Consider the following 19860-nt stretch of genomic DNA (forward strand, 5'->3'; position numbering starts at 1 on the left):
TTTCTAGTTTTGCGGTAGTACTACAGCGTCCAGCGGCGCGACTCTGCCTCCCCAGCGTTGCTGCCCTTGGCCAAGGCTAAGCCAGTGCCTAAGGTCAGCAGATCCTCGAAACCGCCTACCAAGCCACTCGGCAAGCCAGACGTTTCAGTGGCCCGCTTGCGCAGGAAATAGCTGATGTAGGAGCCCGCAATGGCCGACAGACCGCCCAGCAAAGCGCCGTTGAGCTGTTTGCCCCGGTTGATTTTGTACAGGGTAGCACCTACCAGCGCACCAGCTGCCGCACGGCCCAGCAAAGCAGTAGGCGTAATGCGGTCGGGCATCTGGGGTAGTTTATCAGCCGTCATTTCGCCGGCGGCCAGCAGTTTGAGGCCATGGGCGACTAGGGGTTTCTGCAAGTAGCGCAGCGGCGAGCCTGCCAATGTGTTCGGACGGTATTGGAGCAGGTTGCTACTCAACAAGGCAGGCGCCGTCATGCTCCGAAAACCGGCCAAGGTGCCCAACCCCACGGTTTGCCACAGGTGTTTGCTCATATGTCAGGAAGTAAGTTGGATGAACTAGTAGAAAGGCGTTGTTGGCTTAAACGGGTAGCAGCCCGGCAGGGTCGGATATTTCTACTGAGTAGAAGCAAGGCCCCAGAGCAGTTGCGGAATTTAGGCAGCCAAAGCTCTTGTACGGGCTTAGTTACACCAACAGAAGGCACCTACCATAGCACATTCATATCCAACACAATACCACTCACCCATAGACCACCAAGCTATTTTATTCATCTTCTTGGGCATGGGTTTTACGCACCCACAATCCTAGGTTACTGCTCAGCGGGTGTGGGGTCGAGGCGGAAGCAGTTGTGACGGCAGTGCAGGATCAGAGCAAACAAGAAAAGGCTGTACACCATCTGGGTGCCTACCCTATTCTACTGCTCTAGCAAAGCACTGCCAAACACGAGGCTGAGGATAACTAGCATAGCTGCTGTGAGGGTAGGCCGCGTACACAACCCCAGCACCAACAGCAACCCGATACCGCCCTCTGCAAAGGGCAGCGCTGCTGCAAAGGCTTCCTCTATCGGTACGGGTAGTGGGGAGCGGCGAACTGCTTCACTAGCCCTGCCCGAAACCCGGCCAGCTTGGGCAAACGTACTACCCATGTACCAAGAAACTAACGCCGTGTCATAAACACCCCAGCACGAAGGCTAAGGCTAATTCAGAATTTGAAAGCTTCATAAGGCAAGTACATCCTACTGAGTTCTGCCTCATGGGCGCCCCGTAATCACAGTTCCGCCTGTAGCAGCTGAAACACCGCGCATGTCGGGGTGCGCAAATGGCTAAGCCGATTTCTCATTTCGTCTGTTACTTCTAGCGTCACTCGTCTTTCGTATTCGCGTACGGATTCTCCATTCTATCAACCCTACTTTCTTTCCTATGTCAGATACAACCAAGCCAACCTTCTCGCCAACTTATACTCTAGGGGGCGACTTAACGATTAACCGCATGGGCTACGGCGCCATGCGCATCACAGGTGAGGGCATTTGGGGCCCACCTCAGGACCACGACGAAAGCATCCGGGTGCTTAAGCGCAGCGTAGAATTGGGGATCAACTTCATTGACACCGCCGACAGCTACGGCCCCAACGTGTCGGAAGAGTTGATTGCGGAGGCGCTCCATCCCTACCGCGCCGGCTTGGTGATTGGGACCAAGGGCGGCTTGCTCCGCACTGGCCCCAACCAATGGCCCATTGACGCCAGCCCCAACCACTTGCGCGAAGCGTTGGAGGGTAGCCTCACCCGCCTCAAGCTCGATCAGATTGACTTGTACCAACTGCACCGGGTAGACCCTGAGGTGCCATTTGAGAAAACCCTGGAATTCTTGCAGGAAGTGCAGGAGCAGGGGCTTGTAAAGCACATCGGCCTTTCGGAAGTCACCGTCGAGCAGATTCAGAAAGCCCAGCAGTACGTGAAGGTGGCATCGGTACAGAACATGTACAGCGTAGACAACCGCAAGTGGGAAGCCGAGCTAAACTACACCGCGCAAAACGGCATGGCCTTTATTCCGTGGTATCCACTCAGTGGCGGCAACCAAGAGGCGTTGAGTAAGCTCGACCAGATTGGCCAAAAGTACGGCGCCACCAAACAGCAAATAGCCCTGAGCTGGCTGCTGCACCGCTCACCCAACATCCTGCTGATTCCGGGCACTTCCAAAGTGAAGCATCTAGAAGAAAACGTGCAGGCAGCGTCCATTGCCCTGTCGGCGGAAGACCTCGCCGAGTTGGAATCCTTGAGCCCAGCCCCAGCGGCCCATTAGGTTTCGCGCCTAACTGCACCAGAGTGGCACGCAGGAGAAAGGGGGAGTACCAGGAAGTATTTCCTGGTACTCCCCCTTTCTCCTGCGTGCCACTCTGACTATTTCTGTCCGGCAGCCCAGTTATCCATCTTGCGCTCCAAAACGGCCAGGGGCATCACGCCATCCTTCAGCAACTCGTCGTGGAAGGCCGAGAGGCTGAAATGCTCCCGATTCTGACCCGCGTACTTTTCGCGCAGCTTGTCGCGGTGCAGTCCTAGCTGCTGGGAGTATTTCTGGCGCAGCTCCCGAATTTTCAGAGCACCTATCTTATAAGATAAGGCCTGGCCCGGAATAGCCATGTAACGTTCAATTTCGGCGGTAGCGCCTTCCTCACTGATAGCCTCGTTGCTGAGCATGTACTTAATGGCTTCCTCACGAGTCATGTTTTTGGTGTGCATGCCCACATCTACTACCAAGCGTACGGCCCGGTGCATCTCGTCGCCTAGGGCGCCCATATACTGGTAGGGGTCGGTATAAAGCCCTAACTCCTTACCCAGGCTCTCAGTATATAAGGCCCAGCCTTCGCCCATAGCTCCGTACCACGCGAAACGGCGAAACTTGGGGAGCTGGGTATTTTCCTGCTGCAACGAAATCTGATAGTGGTGGCCCGGAATAGCTTCGTGCAGAAATAAGGACTCCATGCCCGAAGTGACGTTGAACTTGGCAGCGTCTACGATGGGAATATAGAAGATGCCGGGGCGGGAGCCATCGGGGGAACCCTGGTTATATTCTGCCGACGCCGACGCCTCACGGAATTTCTCTGTTTCCCGAATCTCGAAAGGGGTTTTGGGCGTGCGCCCGAACATCTTGGGTAGGTTGGGAGTGATTTTGGCCTGAATGCCCCGGAAGGCGTTCAGCACGTCTTCTGCCGTTTTATAAGGCATCAGCTTGGGGTCGGTTTTGAGATGCTGAAAGAAGGCGGGCAGGTCGCCCTGAAAGCCCACCTGCGCCTTCACCTTTTCCATCTCCCCCCGAATACGAGCCACTTCTTTCTGGCCGGTCTGGTAGATTTCCTCCGGCGTTTTGTCGGTAGTCGTCCAGCTCTTTACGTAGTAGCGGTACATCTCCGGTCCGCCCGGAACGGCTGCAATACCCGTGCTGGGGCGCGACTTAGGCAGGTACTCTTTCTCCAGGAAGTCGCCCAGCTTTTTATAGGTAGGCACCAGCTCTTCCAGAATGGCTTTTTTATACGCCGCCGTGAGGCGCTCCTTATCGGCGGCGGGCATATCGGCGGGCAGCTTATTGATGGGGCCGTAGAACAGGCTCTTGGTGGGGTCCGTCACTTCCAGGTCGCGCATCTGCGGCACCATCTTCGTTACAAGGGCGCGGGGCAACACTACCCCAGCTTTTATACCCTGCCGGAAGTTGCCGATGGCCGTGTCGGCCCAGGCCGTGAAGCCGTGCACGCGGCCCAGCCAGTTGTCGTAGTCCTTCGCCGTTTTAAATGGCTGCACCCCCTCGCCCGAGCCAAATTGCCCTAGCGTAATGGGTAAGCCCCAAAACTGCTGGAAAGGCATCATCCACGTATTCAGCTTCAAGCCTTCCAGCTTGGTTTGCAAGTCGTACTGGAAGATGTCGTAGCTGATACGGTCGTTTTCTGAGAGGCTGGCGCGGTCGAATTTCTGCAACCCATCCAAGTACTTTTGGTAAAAGGCACGCAATTGCTCCCGGAAGGCCTTGGTGCCATCGTTGGGCAGTTGGTCGTTGTAGCGGTTGTCGCCTTGGGTAGTCGCATCGAGGGGAAACAACTTAGCGTTGTCTTCCCAGTACATCTCAAACAGCTGGTTGATGTCTTTCACGTCGGCAAGACTGGTTTCGGCACTGGCAGCGCCGCTGTGGTCCGAGGATTTTTGCTGGTTGCAGGCTGCCAGCAACGTGCAAGCAAGCAGGCCACCCAGAGCGAGTTTTTTCATGGATAACGGGAGGTTGTGTTCAGAACGGGAAGGTACACGGATTTGGGCAGCGGTAACTATAGCTCCCCTCCTTCCCAACCGCATATTCTGCGGGGAGCCCAGCGGATTCGGCCGTAGCGTTGGCTTTTAGCCGGCTCACATCCTACAGCTGCTGAGCGCAACAAGCCAGTAGTTCACGCGGAGGGCTACCATTTTATTGCGGCAGCCGTTAACATCGGGCAGCCGCATGGGTTGTAGTCATGCTCACCTCAGCCTACGGAACGTTTCTGGCTCCGCTAGGCTGTTATCAACTTACTTTCTACTCTCTCTACACACATGGAATCACTAGCCGGTAAGAACGCCCTGGTAACGGGTGCAGGCAAAGGAATTGGCCGCGCCATTGCAGTAGCCCTGGCGCAGGAAGGTGCCAACGTAGCCTTGCTAGCCCGTACCGAAAGCCAACTGCGCGACGTGGCGCAGGAAATAGAACAACTGGGCGGCAAAGCCGTGGTAGTAACGGCCGATATAGCTGACCGCACCGCCGTGGAGGCCGCCGTAGCGCAAGCCGCTACCACACTAGGTAGCATTGATATTCTCATCAATAATGCGGGCATTGGCACCTTCGCCAAGCTGGTTGATATGGACCCCGCCGAATGGGAGAAGATCATTCAGGTAAACCTGATGGGTACCTACTACGCCACGCGGGCCGTGCTACCTCAAATGATTGCCCGCGAAACCGGCGACATCATCAATATTGCCTCTACTGCTGGCCAGCGGGGTGCCGCAACCACCAGCGCCTACAGTGCTTCCAAGTTTGCTATCATGGGCCTCACAGAGTCGTTGATGCAGGAGGTGCGCAAACATAACATCCGCGTGACGGCCCTAACGCCCAGCACGGTAGCCACCGAGCTAGCCATCAACAACAAGCTCACCGACGGCAACCCCGAGAAGGTAATGCAACCCGAGGACTTGGCAGAGTTCATCATTTCTCAGCTGAAGCTCAACCGTCGTATTTTCATCAAGGAAGCCGGCATGTGGAGCACCAACCCCTAACCTGCTACCACACTGGCACACAAAAAGCCCCGCAAGCAGTGCTTGCGGGGCTTTTTGTGTGCCAGTGTGGTAGCAGTGAGCAGCCTACTCGTGCACAAGCACCCGGCGGCTTACTACTCCTTCCGAGGTAAGAGCTTGCACAATGTAGATACCGGGCTTGCTAGCAGTAAGAGGCAACTGGCGGCTCACGCTACCCGTCGCATTGGCAGGGAGCTGATCGGTGTAGAGAAGGCGGCCCATGCTATCCAGCACCCGAATGGCTTGGCATTGCCCATTGACGCGCATGGTTACATTGAGGCTAGGCTGGCCGGCAAGGCTACCGTACACATCCATTTGCTGGCGGGCCTCTCCGCTGCTAACGTCTACGGGTAATACCTGGGAGTAGGCAGTTTTACCATCCAGATCTACTTGGCGCAGACGGTAGTAGTTCATGCCGGGCTGGGGCTGGGCATCTGTTGTGGTGTAGTTGCGGCGCGCAGAAGAGGTTCCGGCCGCTGCTACCAGGGCGACTTGCTCAAAGGAGTGACCATCAACAGAGCGCTCCACGGCAAAGCTAGCCGAGTTGATTTCAGAGGCCGTGGCCCATTGCAAGTACACCTGACCACCCGTGCTACGGGCCGCAAAGCTCACCAGTTGCACGGGCAGCGGCGAGCAGTCGTTCACCGCAATAGCCTCGCGTACTCGGTCGTTGCAGCTCATGCCTTTCAAATTCTCAGTGCCGCAGTTTGTGGATTTACCACCTAGGCACACGCGCAGATCAGAGCCAAACAGGCCGCGCTGTACTCCCTGGTCAATCGTCATGACGCAGCCTCCGATGGCTAGTTGACCGGCACCTACCAGGCTGGGGTTGCCCTGGCGCACTACCAAGTTGCCGTCAATGGCCACGGTGCTACCAATAGTGAGCGTAGCGTTGTTACCAACGGCAATGCTGCAATCAGCCTCCATGGGGGCATTGATGGTGGCATCGGCCTTCATAAAACTAATGGAACTGACCGCCAACCGGCCATTCAGCAATAGGCGGTTTTCGTCTGACCCCATTTTTTCGGCAAAGTCAAGACGACGGTCGGTGCCATCTTCCACCAGGGAGCCAGCAGATGTAATGGTCATGTGTCCATCTTTGCCATCTACGGTGTAGTCACGGTCCAGAATAACCGGTGAGTTGATGACGATAATATTGCTGTTGTTGTCGCCTCTGCGGCTCACTTCATTGGTGGGCACTTTGCTTCCCGTTTTCTGTCCTGTGACAGTCCAAGTGCTTGGGTCGCTCCAGCGCCCTCCCTTCGGATTTGATGTGTAAATGACCTGAGCGGCGGTTTCTTGCACGAAACTCAGACACATCATTGAAAATAGAACAATAGTAAGAGTAGTTGTTTTCATGGGTACTCAGGGTGGGAGTAATAGGCCTCTATAAATTCTGTCAAATGTACGTGTATCAACATCTTATGATTCTATTTTTTATTAGCAAAATATAAGTAGTGCAAAACATGAATACGTACTATGTTGGCACCACAACTAAGCCTCTATTTTCACTAAATTGCTAAAACACCCTTTTAGCTCTGAACTGTACTGGTATTTATAATAACTTTATCAATATTCAGTATAACCTATCAAATAACACAAACAGAATATTTTTTCTTATTTAAAATCTATTATTATAAATCGAGTAGCTCTTAATGGCAAGGTCAACCCTCACGTAGTTGCGCCCTTAGCAGTCCCTACATCTAGCTTGCAGCACAGCCCCTGACGGACTCCGGCACCAAGGCAGGCGCAGCGCAGCAGCTACCGATTCATGCCCGCTTAGTGGCTGACAAGTGGCGCCTAGCGCCGCTTACTCAGCGGGTGAAGAAGAAGCCTACGCGGCCACTGAATAGAAAAAGCTCGGCATTTATTACGGCTGTGCTGAAACAGGATGCCCTACTTGTAGGTAAGTAGTGAGTACCTTGGGGCGGGCTGCAGAAGCAGCTCGCTTCTTTTCACTTTCCACCTAGTTCTGTTATGCTGAAGCGAGATTTCTTGAAAAACGGCCTGCTTACTATGGTAGGCGCTCTGGTAAGCCCAGCCATCTTGGCAGCTGCCCACGAAGAGAAATTGCTGCGTGAAGCCCGCGCCACGCCTATTGCCGACGGCCCGTTCACGCTGCCGGCGCTACCCTATGCCTTCAATGCGTTGGAGCCCCACATCGACGCCAAGACGATGGAAATCCACCATGATGCCCACCATAAAACTTACGTTTCGAAGCTGAATGAGGCCGTAGCCGGTAAGCCCGAGGAAAAGCTAAGCCTGGCCCAGCTGCTGGCATCGGCTAGTAAGCAGCCCGACGCTATTCGCAACAACGCGGGCGGGCACTGGAACCACTCTTTCTTCTGGCTGCTGCTCGACCCCAAAGGCGGTGGGCAACCCACTGGTGCCTTGGCCGCGGCCATTACCAAGGACTTCGGCTCCTACGAGAAGTTCACCGAGGAATTTACGAAGGCAGCAACGGGCCGCTTTGGCTCGGGTTGGGCTTGGCTGATCCACGACAAGAAGTCGGGCAAGCTGGCCATCACGTCTACCCCCAACCAGGATAACCCCCTCATGGACGTACCGGGCATTCAGCGCGGCACCCCGCTGCTGGGCCTCGATGTGTGGGAGCACGCCTACTACCTCAAGTACCAAAACAAGCGCCCCGACTACGTGAAAGCCTTCTGGAACGTAGTGAACTGGAGTGAAGTAACGCGCCGCTTTGAGGAAGCCCGCAAAGGCTAGCCCAAAGCGTAAGCCCACAATAAAAAAAGGCCGCCTCTGTAGCAGAGGCGGCCTTTTTTGTTGCCGTATTCATTAGGTGGGCGAAGGTTTATTTTACAATGCGTCCGTTCTCAATGCGCACGTCGGCTTTGGGAGCGGCGCCTTTCACCATGGTTCCGAAAGCGCCTTTCTTTTCAAACGAGGCTACTACCTCATCTTCCACCGGCGTACGGCGCACCACCGAGTTGTTGACCCAGAATTCGGGGTCGTATTTGATGCTACGAATGGCGTCCAAGTCGCGGTCCTGCAGGCTCACTTTGGCGTAGCGCAGGTTGGTAGGCTGGGTGCTGGTATCGTAGAAGAACGTAAACGACGACACGCTGATGGGCGTGATTTGCTTGTTGGCAGCCAGTTCGGCCGTTAGGTTCACCTTCATGTATTCCAGCGGGGCCGTTTCGCCTTCCGTTTGCTGGAAGCTCATTTCGATGTCCATCTTGGGGTTGCTGAACTTCTGGTTGGGGTTGCTAGACGACACCGTGAAGTTGGGCGTAGTCATGTGGTAGCGCACCACGCGGTAAGTATCAATGTCAATCCAAATGGTACCCTCGGCGCGATACTTGGTAAGCTCCGGGCGGGTATTGAAAGCAATTTCAGCTACGCCACCCTTGGTGCTGTCAGGGCCCGACACAATGCCTTTCAGCTCTAGCTCGTAGTTTTTAACTACCGTGGGGCTGAGCAAGGCCAGGGACTTAGTGGTGTCGGCGTAGGCGTCAAACAAGCCATAGGACTTGGTATAGAGCGAAAAGTTGCTGAAGGCCGTGAGGGCGGGCACGGCGGCGTAGCGACCTTGCGCAATGGTAGTACCCTCAATGCGGGCGTTGTTGGTCTTCACGTTCCACACTACTTCCTGCAACTCGGTAGGGGCATTATCGAGGCGCGTGATTTGGCGGTAGAAGGCTTTGCCGTAGAACTTGCGGCGGTAGTTGCGGCTCATCTGGCGGTACGCCCGGTCTACGAGCTGGAAGGGGTAGCTTCCTACTTTCACTTCGGGCAGCACTACCGTGGCCGAGGCCAGCCCAATGCGTAGGGCTTGGGTAGCACTCGTGACGCGCACCGTATCGCGCAAGTGGCCCAGCTCCGACACCAGCAGGGTAAGGGGCAGCTTAGCTACGGTCAGGGTGAACTCGCCGTCGAGGTTAGTGGCCGTACCGTTGCCGGTGCCTACCACCGCTACGCTGGCAAACGGCAGCACCTCGTTGGTTTCCTTGTCGATAACGGTACCGCGTAATTGCACCTGCGCCTGAGCCGCCGGCGCTAGTACTACCGCAGCCAAAAAGAGCCACACCGGCAACAGCCAGCGCAGAGACGGAAGAGGGGCGGGAAGGGAGAGGATGGATGACAACACAACCAAAGATTAAGGGTAAAGACTACAACCGGACACGATAACGCCGGGGGAGGATGCACTCGTACGTTTGCTCTGCAAAAGTAGGACCGCACTTTCGTTGGCCCGGCGTGGCAACTCAATTTCCTGGTAGTAGTATGGTATTGCTGCTTTTCACGGGGGGTAGCAGCCTTCGTGTTCCGTGGCGCATCTTTGGGGCATGAAACTACTGCTGCCTTGCTTACTCGCTGCCACTGCCCTCCTGTGGAATAGCCCAGCCGCCACGGCGCAAAAAGCCAATTCGGAACTGCGCATTGCCTTTGGTTCGTGCAACCGCCACGACTTGCCCCAGCCGCTATGGGACGATATTGCCGGCGACAAGCCCAACGTGTGGATATGGCTCGGCGACAATATTTATGGGGATTCCGATGACCCAGCCGTACTGCGGGCCAAGTACACGGCCGAGTTCAACCAGCCGGGCTACCGCCAGCTGCGTGAGCAAGGTACTACCATCATCGGGACTTGGGACGACCATGACTACGGTCGCAACGACGGCGACAAGCATTACCCCTTCAAAGCCCAGAACCAGCAGCTCGCCCTCGACTTCCTGCAAGAGCCTGCCGAGAGCCCACGCCGCAAGCAGGAAGGCATTTATGCGGCCTATAGCTACCAAGTAGGCCACAAGAAGGTGAAGGTAATTCTGCTAGATGACCGCTACTTTCAGGACCCTATTCACCGGGATGCGGCCCTGGTGTATCAGCCTAACCCCACCGGCGACATTCTGGGCGAGGCGCAGTGGCAGTGGCTACAGGAACAACTCACCAACTCCGATGCCGATGCTCATATTATCGGCTCCGGCATTCAATTTCTGCCCCAAGAGCACCGCTTCGAGAAGTGGGCCAACTTCCCCGCCGCCCGTCAGCGCTTCCTGAGCCTTCTGGCTTCCACCAAAGCCAAGGGCGTACTACTCATCAGCGGCGACCGGCACATCGGGGAGATGTCGAAGGCGCCGGTGCCGGGCCTCTCCTACCCTCTGTACGAGGTTACATCCAGCGGCCTTACCCACCCTGCCACGCAAAACACGGGCGAGCCCAACCAGTATCGCGTGGGGCCGCTCGTGAATCAGAAGCACTACGCCCTGTTTCAGTTCCGGGCCAAGCGGCGCAAGCTGCTCGTAACAGCCTCCCTGCGCGGCGACGACGGCAAGGTGTTTTACTCGGAGGAAATAGTGGTGAACCCCTAGCACGGCCTAGGCAGCAAAAAATAAGCTGGGCGGGGGCTGTAGCAGCCGTTCTGAGTCCTGCTGCCAGAGGGGGGTAGGCGCTGGCTTTGGTGGGTGCGGTGCTGTTGTAGCTCTAACTGGGTTGAATAGCGGGGCGGGGGTAGGTAGCAACGCCCAAGAAGTAGCAGTGCCCTTGCCTGCAGCGGGTGGCTCTTGTGGTAATGGCATTTGCTGTTGGCAAACTCCTAAATTCGCAACCTCACCTTTTTGCTCTGCCGTTTTGTCCTTCCCCCGCTTCTTCTCGCTTCTGCTCCTGCTGCTGGTCTTGCTCAGTCCAGCGTTCAGCTCAGCTCAGCGTCGCTCCCAGAAATCATCGTCCAGCACTCGTACCGCCCGCATTCCAGCCACCAAATCTGCCAAGAGCCGCAACCTCCCGGTGCCGTTTGCCGGTCAGTTAGGGCAGTCGAAGTGGGTTGATTCGGTGATGAAGACCCTGACGCCCGACCAGCGCGTAGCCCAGCTGTTCATGGTAGCTGCCTATTCTAACCGCAAGCGCATCGATGAAGACTCAGTTTCGGCTCTTATTCAGCAGTATGGTATTGGAGGGCTGATTTTCTTTCAGGGCGGACCAGTGCGGCAGAGCAAGCTGCTCAACCGCTACCAGGGCCAAAGCAAAGTCCCGCTGCTAGTTGCCATGGATGCCGAATGGGGCGTGGGCATGCGCCTGGATAGCGTGCAGCGCTTCCCTTACCAGATGAGCATGGGCGGCATTCGAGAAAACCAGCTGCTGTATGACATGGGTACGGAGGTAGCCGCGCAGTTCAAACGCCTGGGGATACACGTCAACTTTGCGCCGGTGATTGATGTGAACAATAACGCCGCCAACCCGGTCATTGGCTTCCGTAGCTGGGGCGAGAACCGGGAAAATGTAACCGAGAAAAGCTACCTCTACATGAAAGGTATGCAGGATGCGGGGGTGCTGGCCGTGGCGAAGCACTTCCCCGGCCACGGCGACACCGATACCGATTCTCACTTGGCCCTGCCTCTACTCCGCATTGACCGCAAGCGCATTGACACCCTGGAGTTATTTCCCTTCAAGAGCCTGATTCAGCGGGGCGTGGGGGGCATGATGGTGGCCCACCTCAACATTCCGGCTCTAGACACAACCGGCATGCCCAGCACGCTCTCCAAGCCTATTATTCAGGGGCTGCTGAAGCAAAAGCTTGGCTTTGAAGGCATCATTTTTACCGACGCCATGAATATGAAGGGCGTCATCAGCAAGTACCCGCCCGGCGACGCCGACTTGCGGGCCCTGCTTGCCGGCAACGACGTACTGGAGTTTAGCAAGAACATTCCGCTGGCCCTGCGAATGGTGCGCGAGGCCATCAACAAAGGCCAGCTTAGCCAAGCCGATCTGGATGCGCGCTGCCGCAAAGTGCTAGCCCTGAAGGAATGGGCGGGCCTGAACCGCTACCGCCCTATTGACCTCAAGAACATCACCGCCGACCTGAACACGCCCCACGCCCAGTACCTGAGCCAGCACCTCACCGAGCTGAGCGTGACGGTGTTGCGCAACCAGAAAAACCTGCTTCCCCTGCAGCGCCTCGATACCCTCCGCCTGGCTACGCTCACCATCGGCACCAAGGACACCACGGATTTTCAGCGCATGGTGGCCGACTACGCAGCGGTGCGTCACTTCTGGCTACCAGCCACGGCCAGTATGGACGAGCTGACCCGGATGCGGGAAACCTTGAAAGGCTACAGCACCATTCTGGTAGGAGTGAACAACCTGGGCCGCCTGCCCGCTACTAACTTCGGCGTGACGCCCGAAACCAATGTGCTCCTGCGGGAACTGGGCGGCAAAGGCCAGAAGATGATAGTAACCGTGTTCGGCAATGCCTACGCCGTAGCCAAAATTCGGGACCTAGACCGCGCCGACGCCGTGGTGCTGGCCTACCAGGAAAGCAAAAACGCCCAGGATGTAGCCGCCGAAATTATTTTCGGGGGCGTGTCGGCCAGCGGCCAGCTACCCGTTACGGTGTCAGACCGCTATAGCTATGGCACTGGACTACCCACGCAGGGCGGTATTCGGCTGCGTTATAGCTTTCCCGAGGCCGTGGGCATGCACAACACCCTGGAAGCCCGCGTAGACTCCATTATGAACGGAGCCGTGGCGGCCCGCGCCTTTCCCGGCGGCGAGGTACTCATTGCCCGCCGCGGTGTAGTAGTACTGCGCAAAAGCTACGGCACGCATTCCTATGCCGATGCTCCCGCCCAGGCGGGCAAACCAAGCCGGCCCGTACGCAACGATGACCTCTACGACTTAGCTTCCGTGACCAAGGTATCGGCCGCGCTACCCTCGCTCATGAAGCTACAAGACGAAGGCAAGTTCAACCCTGACATGACTTTGGGCCAGCTGTTCCCTGAGTTTGTGGGCTCTAATAAGCAAGACCTGAAGCTGCGCGACGTGCTTACCCACCAGGCTCGCCTGAAGGCCTGGATTCCGTTCTGGAAAGAGTACACCAAGCCCCGCGGCTTCTTCAATGCTCTATTCGGCAAAAGCCCCGATGCGCAGAAAGTATCAGCTACTCAGCCTTCGGAAATGAGCCGCCGCTATTTCCGCCCCGATTCTTCGGCCCGCTTCCCGCTACGGGCGGCAGGCAACTTGTGGGCCCGCAACGACTTCCCGGAGCGCATCACGAAGGAAATTGCAGCCTCTCCACTTAATGAGAAGCCCGGCTACGTGTACTCTGACTTGTCGTTTATCATGTATCCGCGCTTCGTGCAGCGCGTGTCGGGCAAAACCATTGACCGGTACGTGACGGACGAAATTTACCGGCCCCTGGGCGCCACCACGCTGGGCTACAACCCTACCCGCCGTTTCCCACTCAGCCGCATCGTTCCCACCGAGTACGACTCCTTGTTCCGCCACAGCCAGCTTCACGGCACCGTGCACGATGAGGGCGCGGCCCTACTTGGGGGGCTCTCGGGCCACGCGGGCCTGTTCGGCAACGCTAACGACCTGGCCAAGCTGGTGCAGCTTTACGCTTGGAATGGCAAGTACGGCGGGCAGCAGCTCCTCAAGCCCGAAACCGTAGCCGAGTACACCCGCTGCCAGTTCTGCCCCGATAATCGCCGCGCCCTGGGTTTCGATAGGCCCGCTGCCGATCCTACCGTAAACTCGGCCAAGAGCGTGTCGCAGCAGAGCTACGGGCACACGGGCTACACGGGCACTTACTTCTGGGTTGACCCCAAGGAGGAGCTCATGTGCATTGTACTCACCAACCGCGTGAATCCTACCCGCCGCAACAACAAGATTACCGAGCTGAGCGTCCGCTCCGGCGTGTTACAGGTAGCTCTGGAAAGCATTCAGCAAGCCAGGAAGCAAGCCGTAGAAAGCACCGTTCCGAAGGAGAACTAAAGAAAAGCCCCGGTACTAAGCCGGGGCTTTTTTGTGTATGCAACCTTCTTTCTTCTTCGCAGCTCTACTTCTCCTACCACGTTTGTGCATGAAACAGAACTACTTTTCTCTTGCCTTCGGACTACTATTGTGCACGAGCTGCATTTCCAACCGGGAAGAAGAATATACACTCCCCAGCAACTTGCTGGCCTGGCAGCCCTACCATACCGGCGACGTGCTTCGTTTCGGGCAAGACCGCAGCAGCAAAGTGCGCACGTTCACCATTACCGAGGTCAACAGCCATTTTATAACCTACCGGACAGGCGGAACGGCGCCGGTATACCTAGGCCCATCAACGAAAATCAAGGCGCAACAGCTTGATATAGTTGCCCGCCGTACCGATACCATCCAGTACCAACCTACGCCTACTAGCACGCCTGCCCACCCCGATTCGGTGCTCATCGCCCCTACTACCTTGCTAAGCATGAGCAGTACTGAGTACGGGAATCATACCTATGTATTCTGGGACAGGGGATTTGGATACCTTCTACCACTCAACCATGTTTTGAAGGGTGAAGCGCTTTATGATACTACCGCACAACTGCTACCAACCATGCGTTTGGGAACTATTGCTTACGACTCTGTTCTTCGAGTTTCTGACGGGCCGCACATCCTACCAACCAGCCCTCGCACGAAGTCTACCCGGCGCATCTACTATGCGAAAGGCTACGGAGTAGTTGGGTTTGTGGAAGGCAGCACTCTGTGGTATCGGCTACAGTAGCTGGTACTGCACGCGCCCACTCGCTTATCGGTTGCCTACTGCACAACTTTGCGTTTGGCTATTCTTGCAGCAAGTAGAGTAGCCCTTGCTCTGTTAAGCTAGCTTGGGGGCGACATGGTACCGAGTGGGGGTAGCAGGCGCATCTTAGGCTGATTGCATACGTGGGGCAACTGCTTTTTTGGTAGCTTGTTGCACGTCCTGTTCACCCCCAATTCCCACCAGTATCATGTTAGGCCTGATGATGAACGAGCCCCTGCGTATTGCGGGGCTGCTAGAGCACGCCGCTAAGTGGCACTCCGATACCGAAATTGTGTCGCGCCTGCCGGAGGGCGGGCTGCACCGCTACACCTACGCGGCGGCCCACCAGCGGAGCCGGCAACTGGCCAATGCCCTCACCGCGCTGGGTGTTAGCACGGGCGACCGGGTAGGCACCCTAGCATGGAACACCCACCGCCACTTCGAGCTGTATTATGGCATATCGGGCCTCGGCGCGGTGTGCCACACCATAAACCCGCGGTTGTTCTTCGAGCAGTTGGTCTACATCATCAACCACGCCCAAGACCGGCTGTTGTTTTTCGACCTCACCTTTTTGCCGCTGGTAGAGAAGCTGGCCCCTCAGTGCCCCACCGTAGAAAGCTGGGTGCTGATGACCGGCCGCGCCCACCTGCCGGAAGCTTCCCCCCTACCCAACCTGCGCTGCTATGAAGAGCTGCTGGCCGCGCAGCCTGCCGACTATGAGTGGCCCGTTTTCGACGAGAATACCGCTTCCTCCCTGTGCTACACCTCAGGCACTACCGACCAGCCCAAGGGCGTGCTCTACTCCCACCGCTCTACCCTGCTGCACAGCTACGCGGCCTCCCTCCCTGACTGCTTCAACTGCTCGGCCCGCGACGTAGTATTGCCGGTAGTGCCCATGTTCCACGTCAATGCCTGGGGTATTCCGTACATGGCGCCCCTCAACGGCTGCAAGCTCGTACTGCCCGGGCCGGGCCTAGATGCGGCCAGCCTCTACGAGCTGTACGAGCAGGAAGGCGTGACTTTCACGGCCGGGGTACCTACCATCTGGTTTGGGCTGCTGACCTTCATGCGGGAGAAAAACCGGCAGTTTTCCACGCTGCGGCAGATGATTGTGGGTGGGGCTTCTTGTCCGCCCGCCCTGCTGAAGGCCTTTCACGATGAGCTAGGGGTAGTGATTCGGCACGCCTGGGGAATGTCGGAAACCTCCCCCTTGGGTACTGTCTGCACCCTTAAGTCCCAACAGCTCAGCCTGAGCCCCGACGAACAGTTTGTCATCCAAACCAAGCAAGGCCGCAGCATTTTCGGCATCGACATGAAGATTGTAGACGATGCGGGTAACGCGCTACCGCACGATGGCGTGGCTTTTGGCGACCTCCTGGTGCGCGGCCCCTTCGTAGTACGGGAGTACTTTGGCGCCGACCAGCCCGGCGGCCTTACTAGCAGCGGCTGGTTTCGCACCGGCGACGTGGCTACTATTGACCCGGCCGGCTTCATGCAAATCACCGACCGTTCCAAGGACGTTATTAAATCGGGTGGGGAATGGATTTCGAGCATTGAACTGGAAAATCTGGCCATTGGGCACCCGGCCATTGCAGAGGCCGCCGTTATTGGGGTGCCCCACCCCAAATGGAGCGAGCGGCCTCTGCTAGTAGTAGTACGCAAGCCCAATGCTACCATCAGCAAGGAAGAACTGCTGGCCTACTACGATGGCAAAGTAGCCCGCTGGTGGGTACCCGAAGCCGTGGAGTTCGTAGATCAGCTACCTCACACGGCTACGGGCAAGCTTCTCAAAACCAAGCTCCGCCAAGATTTTGCGGAGTATACGTGGTAAGTTCTGCCCCACGAGAAAGGCCGGCCCACGGAAGCTGAGCTTCCGTGGGCCGGCCTTTCTTATCATCTTCCAGGGTACAGTTGCTGCTACTCCGTTTTGGCGGGCTGCTGCGACTGCATCTTATCAGCAATGGCCTTTTGCAGCTCGGGCAAGTGCTCCTGCACACGCTTCTGGCCGATTTCCATACCTGCCTGCATCAAATGAGGCATTTTCTGGATGGTTTTGCGGCCGGTAGGCGTCTGGTAGAACTTGTTCAGCTCCTTTAGCTCCTTCTCGGTAAACTCCTGGGCGTAGAGTTGCACGAGGTCGTCCTTGATGGACTGCCAACTCATGTACTTGGTCATGAAGGAGCGCATTTCGGGCTCCACGGCCTTCATTTCGGGGCGTTGCTCCATCTGCATGTCGAGCATGCGAGTGGTCATTTCGGTCATGTTCTTTTCGCTGCCAGTCAAGACCAGCAGTTCTTCCGCCGCTTTGCGGTGGCTTGCCGAAACGGGCGTTGCCGTTGCAGCCGGGGCAGCAGTGGTTGATTGCGCACTTGCCATTGGGGCAGCCAGCAACAGGGCTGCGGCCAGAATCCACAGTTTTTTCATACCCTAAGTACGGCAATTTCTGGGGGTCGCGTTGTCATGGCCCTACGCCGTGAAGAACAGACGCCGCCGGTACAACACCCATAGTAGCGCAACCCAAAGCGCCGTGTAGGCAAGGGCATAGGCTAGGGAAGCATGGTAAGGGCTGCGGAAGTACGGGGTAAACAGGTTCTGATATAGCCAGTTGCGAAGGTAAAACATAGTTCCGTCGGCGTGGTGTAGCTTCAGCTTGGTCAGCACACGCTCCAGGGCTTCGGGCAGAAAAAAGACGAGCAGCGCATTGCTGCCGCACACGCGTAGCGGCAGGGTCCAGGCGCCGCGCCACCCTTGCACATCGCAGAGGAAGTACAGAGCGGCTACTAGTAGCACATCAATGCCGCCGGCATAGAGCACGTAGGAACTGGTCCAGAGTGGTTTGTTTATTGGAAACCAGCCGTTCCAAATGCAGCCAGCCACTACCAGCCCGCTACCTGCCACAAACAGCCACACTACTTTGGTAGTTGGCTCTACGGCAGGCTGCCGCAGCCACTGGCCCGTAAGCACACCTAGTAAACCGGTGGCAATGGTTGGCAGCGTGCCTAACAGCCCTTCCGGGTCCCAGCCTTCCTGCTCTACAAACAAATGGCCTTGGTGAAATAGCAGCCGGTCGAGCCAGGCGCCCAGGTTGGTAGCCGGCGCCAAGTTGGCGGGCCCGTAGCCCGGCACGGGCACTACCTGCAGCAGCACATTGTAGAGCACCAGGATAAAAGCGAGAAGCCCCGCTTGCTGGCGCCAGTTGGTTTTTAGGAATAGTACGCAACACGCCGCATATACCAGCGCAATGCGTTGCAACACGCCCGGAATACGAAAGGAGGTGAAGTAGAAATACGGAATGAGGCCGATAAGTAACCCCAGCAGGAGTAGTACCCCCGCGCGGCGCCCAACGCGCCACAAAGTGGTGCGGTGCAGGGCCCGTACTGGCTGCACGCTGCCCAATCCGTACACCAAGGCCACCCCCATGATAAACACAAAGGAGGGGAATACAAGGTCGGCGGGGCGGCAGCCGTGCCACGGGGCATGCACCAGCGGGGTATAGTAGAAGTGGTAGTCGCCGGGGTTGTTTACTAGGAGCATCAGCAGCACCGTGAGCCCCCGAAACACGTCTAATGACACCAACCGGCCGGCCGGCAACACAGAAGTAGCACCACCGAGCGGTGCGGCAGAAGAAAGGGTACTCAATGGACAGCTTTCAGATGAGCAAGAGGTAGTAGCACGGTAGCCAATACCCTCACACTTTGATGATAATCTGCTTTTTGTACATCACCCACAGCACGCCTAACCAAATCAGCACGCATACTATGGCCCCAGCCAAGGAAGCATTGATCGGGCTGAAGTAGGGTACGAAGAACGTGTGGTACAGCCAGTCGCGCAGGCCTTGGGGCTGGCCATCGGCGCCGCCTACTTTTATCATATTAAGCACGCGCGGAATAAGGCTGGAAAGAAAGAACACGGTAATGGCATTTACTCCGTACACCAGCGGCGCCTTAATCCACCCGCGCAAACCCTGCACATCGCAGAGCCAGTACAGGGCGGCCAGGGCCGCGGCGGCCAGCCCTCCCGCGTACAGCACGTAGGAACTGGTCCAGAGGCTTTTGTTGATGGGAAACCAGCCGTTCCAAATGAGGCCCAGCAGCACGGCAGCCCCTCCCGCCACAAACAGCCACGCTACTTTGGTGGCGGGCTCCACTGTGCGCTGCCGCAACCACCGGGCCGTAAGCATACCTAGCAACCCCGTACCCACGGCCGGCAACGTACCCAGGATTCCTTCGGGGTCCCAGGTGCGGCTTTGCTTCCACAAGTGATTTTCCCCTAATACCGTGCGGTCGAGCCAAGCACCCAGGTTGGTGGTGGCCTCCAGGTTGGCAGGGCCGTAGCCCGGCACGGGCACTACTTGCAGCAGCACGTTGTAGAGCACCAGAATAAAAGCGAGAAGTCCCGCTTGCTGGCGCCAGTTGGTTTTTAGAAATACTACCCCGCACACGAGAAACACAACGGCAATGCGGGCCAGCACACCTGGAATGCGCACGGTGCTGAAATCAAACGCGGGAAATAGCGCCGAAAACAACCCTAAGCCGTAGAGCACCGACGCCCGTCGCAGAATACGCAGCATGGTGCGGCCGTGGGTGGCGGGCTGCTGCCGGGCGCCGTCTAGGGCGTACACCAGGCTCACGCCCACAATAAAGAGAAAGAACGGGAAGATGAGGTCGGTGGGGGTGCAGCCGTGCCAATGGGCGTGCTCCAACGGTGCGTAGATGTGGCCCCAGTCGCCGGGGTTGTTCACCAAAATCATTGCCATGACGGTGATGCCCCGAAATACATCGAGGCTCACAAGGCGGCCCGGCTGGGAAGCCTCTACCAAGGGTACAGTATGGGTAGTGTGCACGGCGGCCTGAGTAACAGTTTGCATAAGGCAACGGCAAAGGGTGGGCAATGGCCAGCCGACGAGCGCAGCTCGGCGGGAATGCGGAAGTTGCCGCTTTGTTCTGAGCATTCAAAACTACCTGCCGTGCGCAAAGGAACTTACGCAGGTGGTGCGCTAGGCTCAGCCACGCCAGGGTGGCTCGCCGACTGTAGTCAGCGAGGCGGCCAGGTCCGT

At 57.2% G+C, this 19860-nt stretch carries 14 protein-coding genes and 1 pseudogene; 7 read left to right on the forward strand and 8 right to left on the reverse strand.

Annotated features, from left to right (window positions below):
- Window positions 1-20 precede the first annotated feature (20 nt).
- Both CHB83_RS04135 and CHB83_RS04140 read right to left on the reverse strand, forming a co-directional pair.
- Window positions 21-530 carry a DUF4126 family protein gene (locus CHB83_RS04135; RefSeq protein ID WP_045690294.1) on the reverse strand — a complete coding sequence of 170 codons (510 nt, stop codon included), beginning with the start codon at window positions 528-530 and terminating at the stop codon, window positions 21-23.
- A gap of 380 nt (window positions 531-910) precedes the next feature.
- A pseudogene (locus CHB83_RS04140) lies at window positions 911-1144 on the reverse strand (hypothetical protein); the annotation flags it as partial.
- A gap of 271 nt (window positions 1145-1415) precedes the next feature.
- Here CHB83_RS04140 and CHB83_RS04145 point away from each other — a divergent pair.
- Entirely contained in the window at window positions 1416-2294 is an 879-nt protein-coding gene (locus tag CHB83_RS04145; protein WP_089331784.1) for an aldo/keto reductase, read from the forward strand.
- A gap of 98 nt (window positions 2295-2392) precedes the next feature.
- On the opposite strand, the gene CHB83_RS04150 is transcribed toward CHB83_RS04145, so the two are convergent.
- Window positions 2393-4246, reverse strand: a complete 1854-nt coding sequence (locus CHB83_RS04150; protein WP_045690323.1) for a DUF885 domain-containing protein — start codon at window positions 4244-4246, stop codon at window positions 2393-2395.
- Window positions 4247-4561: 315 nt separating this feature from the next.
- Here CHB83_RS04150 and CHB83_RS04155 point away from each other — a divergent pair, with 315 nt between their 5' ends.
- The gene (locus tag CHB83_RS04155; protein ID WP_089331785.1) at window positions 4562-5278 is read left to right on the forward strand and encodes a 3-ketoacyl-ACP reductase; all 717 of its coding nucleotides are present in this window, start codon (window positions 4562-4564) and stop codon (window positions 5276-5278) included.
- Between the two features lie 84 nt (window positions 5279-5362).
- Here the strand turns inward: CHB83_RS04155 and CHB83_RS04160 are convergent, their stop codons facing one another.
- The gene (locus CHB83_RS04160) at window positions 5363-6655 is read right to left on the reverse strand and encodes a T9SS type A sorting domain-containing protein (RefSeq protein ID WP_143436987.1); all 1293 of its coding nucleotides are present in this window, start codon (window positions 6653-6655) and stop codon (window positions 5363-5365) included.
- A gap of 618 nt (window positions 6656-7273) precedes the next feature.
- Here CHB83_RS04160 and CHB83_RS04165 point away from each other — a divergent pair.
- Window positions 7274-8023: a superoxide dismutase gene (locus CHB83_RS04165; RefSeq protein ID WP_089331787.1), complete on the forward strand. Its 750-nt coding sequence runs from the start codon at window positions 7274-7276 to the stop codon at window positions 8021-8023.
- Between the two features lie 88 nt (window positions 8024-8111).
- Here the strand turns inward: CHB83_RS04165 and CHB83_RS04170 are convergent, their stop codons facing one another.
- The gene (locus tag CHB83_RS04170; protein WP_161806983.1) at window positions 8112-9404 is read right to left on the reverse strand and encodes a carboxypeptidase-like regulatory domain-containing protein; all 1293 of its coding nucleotides are present in this window, start codon (window positions 9402-9404) and stop codon (window positions 8112-8114) included.
- Window positions 9405-9603: 199 nt separating this feature from the next.
- Here CHB83_RS04170 and CHB83_RS04175 point away from each other — a divergent pair, with 199 nt between their 5' ends.
- The 4 genes from CHB83_RS04175 (at window position 9604) to CHB83_RS04190 (ending at window position 16635) form a co-directional block, all read left to right on the forward strand.
- Window positions 9604-10626: an alkaline phosphatase D family protein gene (locus CHB83_RS04175; protein ID WP_089331788.1), complete on the forward strand. Its 1023-nt coding sequence runs from the start codon at window positions 9604-9606 to the stop codon at window positions 10624-10626.
- Window positions 10627-10885: 259 nt separating this feature from the next.
- Window positions 10886-14026 carry a glycoside hydrolase family 3 N-terminal domain-containing protein gene (locus tag CHB83_RS04180; protein WP_089331789.1) on the forward strand — a complete coding sequence of 1047 codons (3141 nt, stop codon included), beginning with the start codon at window positions 10886-10888 and terminating at the stop codon, window positions 14024-14026.
- Between the two features lie 88 nt (window positions 14027-14114).
- Complete coding sequence (locus tag CHB83_RS04185; protein ID WP_089331790.1) at window positions 14115-14786, forward strand: hypothetical protein; 672 nt, start codon at window positions 14115-14117, stop codon at window positions 14784-14786.
- A 226-nt stretch (window positions 14787-15012) separates the two neighbouring features.
- Entirely contained in the window at window positions 15013-16635 is a 1623-nt protein-coding gene (locus tag CHB83_RS04190; protein ID WP_089331791.1) for a 3-(methylthio)propionyl-CoA ligase, read from the forward strand.
- Between the two features lie 86 nt (window positions 16636-16721).
- On the opposite strand, the gene CHB83_RS04195 is transcribed toward CHB83_RS04190, so the two are convergent.
- From CHB83_RS04195 to CHB83_RS04205, 3 genes are read right to left on the reverse strand one after another with little or no spacing between them, the layout of a single operon-like run.
- Entirely contained in the window at window positions 16722-17228 is a 507-nt protein-coding gene (locus tag CHB83_RS04195; protein WP_052694874.1) for a DUF2059 domain-containing protein, read from the reverse strand.
- Between the two features lie 42 nt (window positions 17229-17270).
- Window positions 17271-18443 (reverse strand): acyltransferase family protein, encoded by a 1173-nt coding sequence (locus CHB83_RS04200; RefSeq protein ID WP_245855279.1) that lies wholly within the window; start codon window positions 18441-18443, stop codon window positions 17271-17273.
- 49 nt (window positions 18444-18492) lie between these two features.
- Complete coding sequence (locus CHB83_RS04205) at window positions 18493-19671, reverse strand: acyltransferase family protein (RefSeq protein WP_089331792.1); 1179 nt, start codon at window positions 19669-19671, stop codon at window positions 18493-18495.
- Window positions 19672-19860 lie beyond the last annotated feature (189 nt).

Source organism: Hymenobacter mucosus (assembly GCF_900188255.1).
Classification (GTDB): domain Bacteria; phylum Bacteroidota; class Bacteroidia; order Cytophagales; family Hymenobacteraceae; genus Hymenobacter; species Hymenobacter mucosus.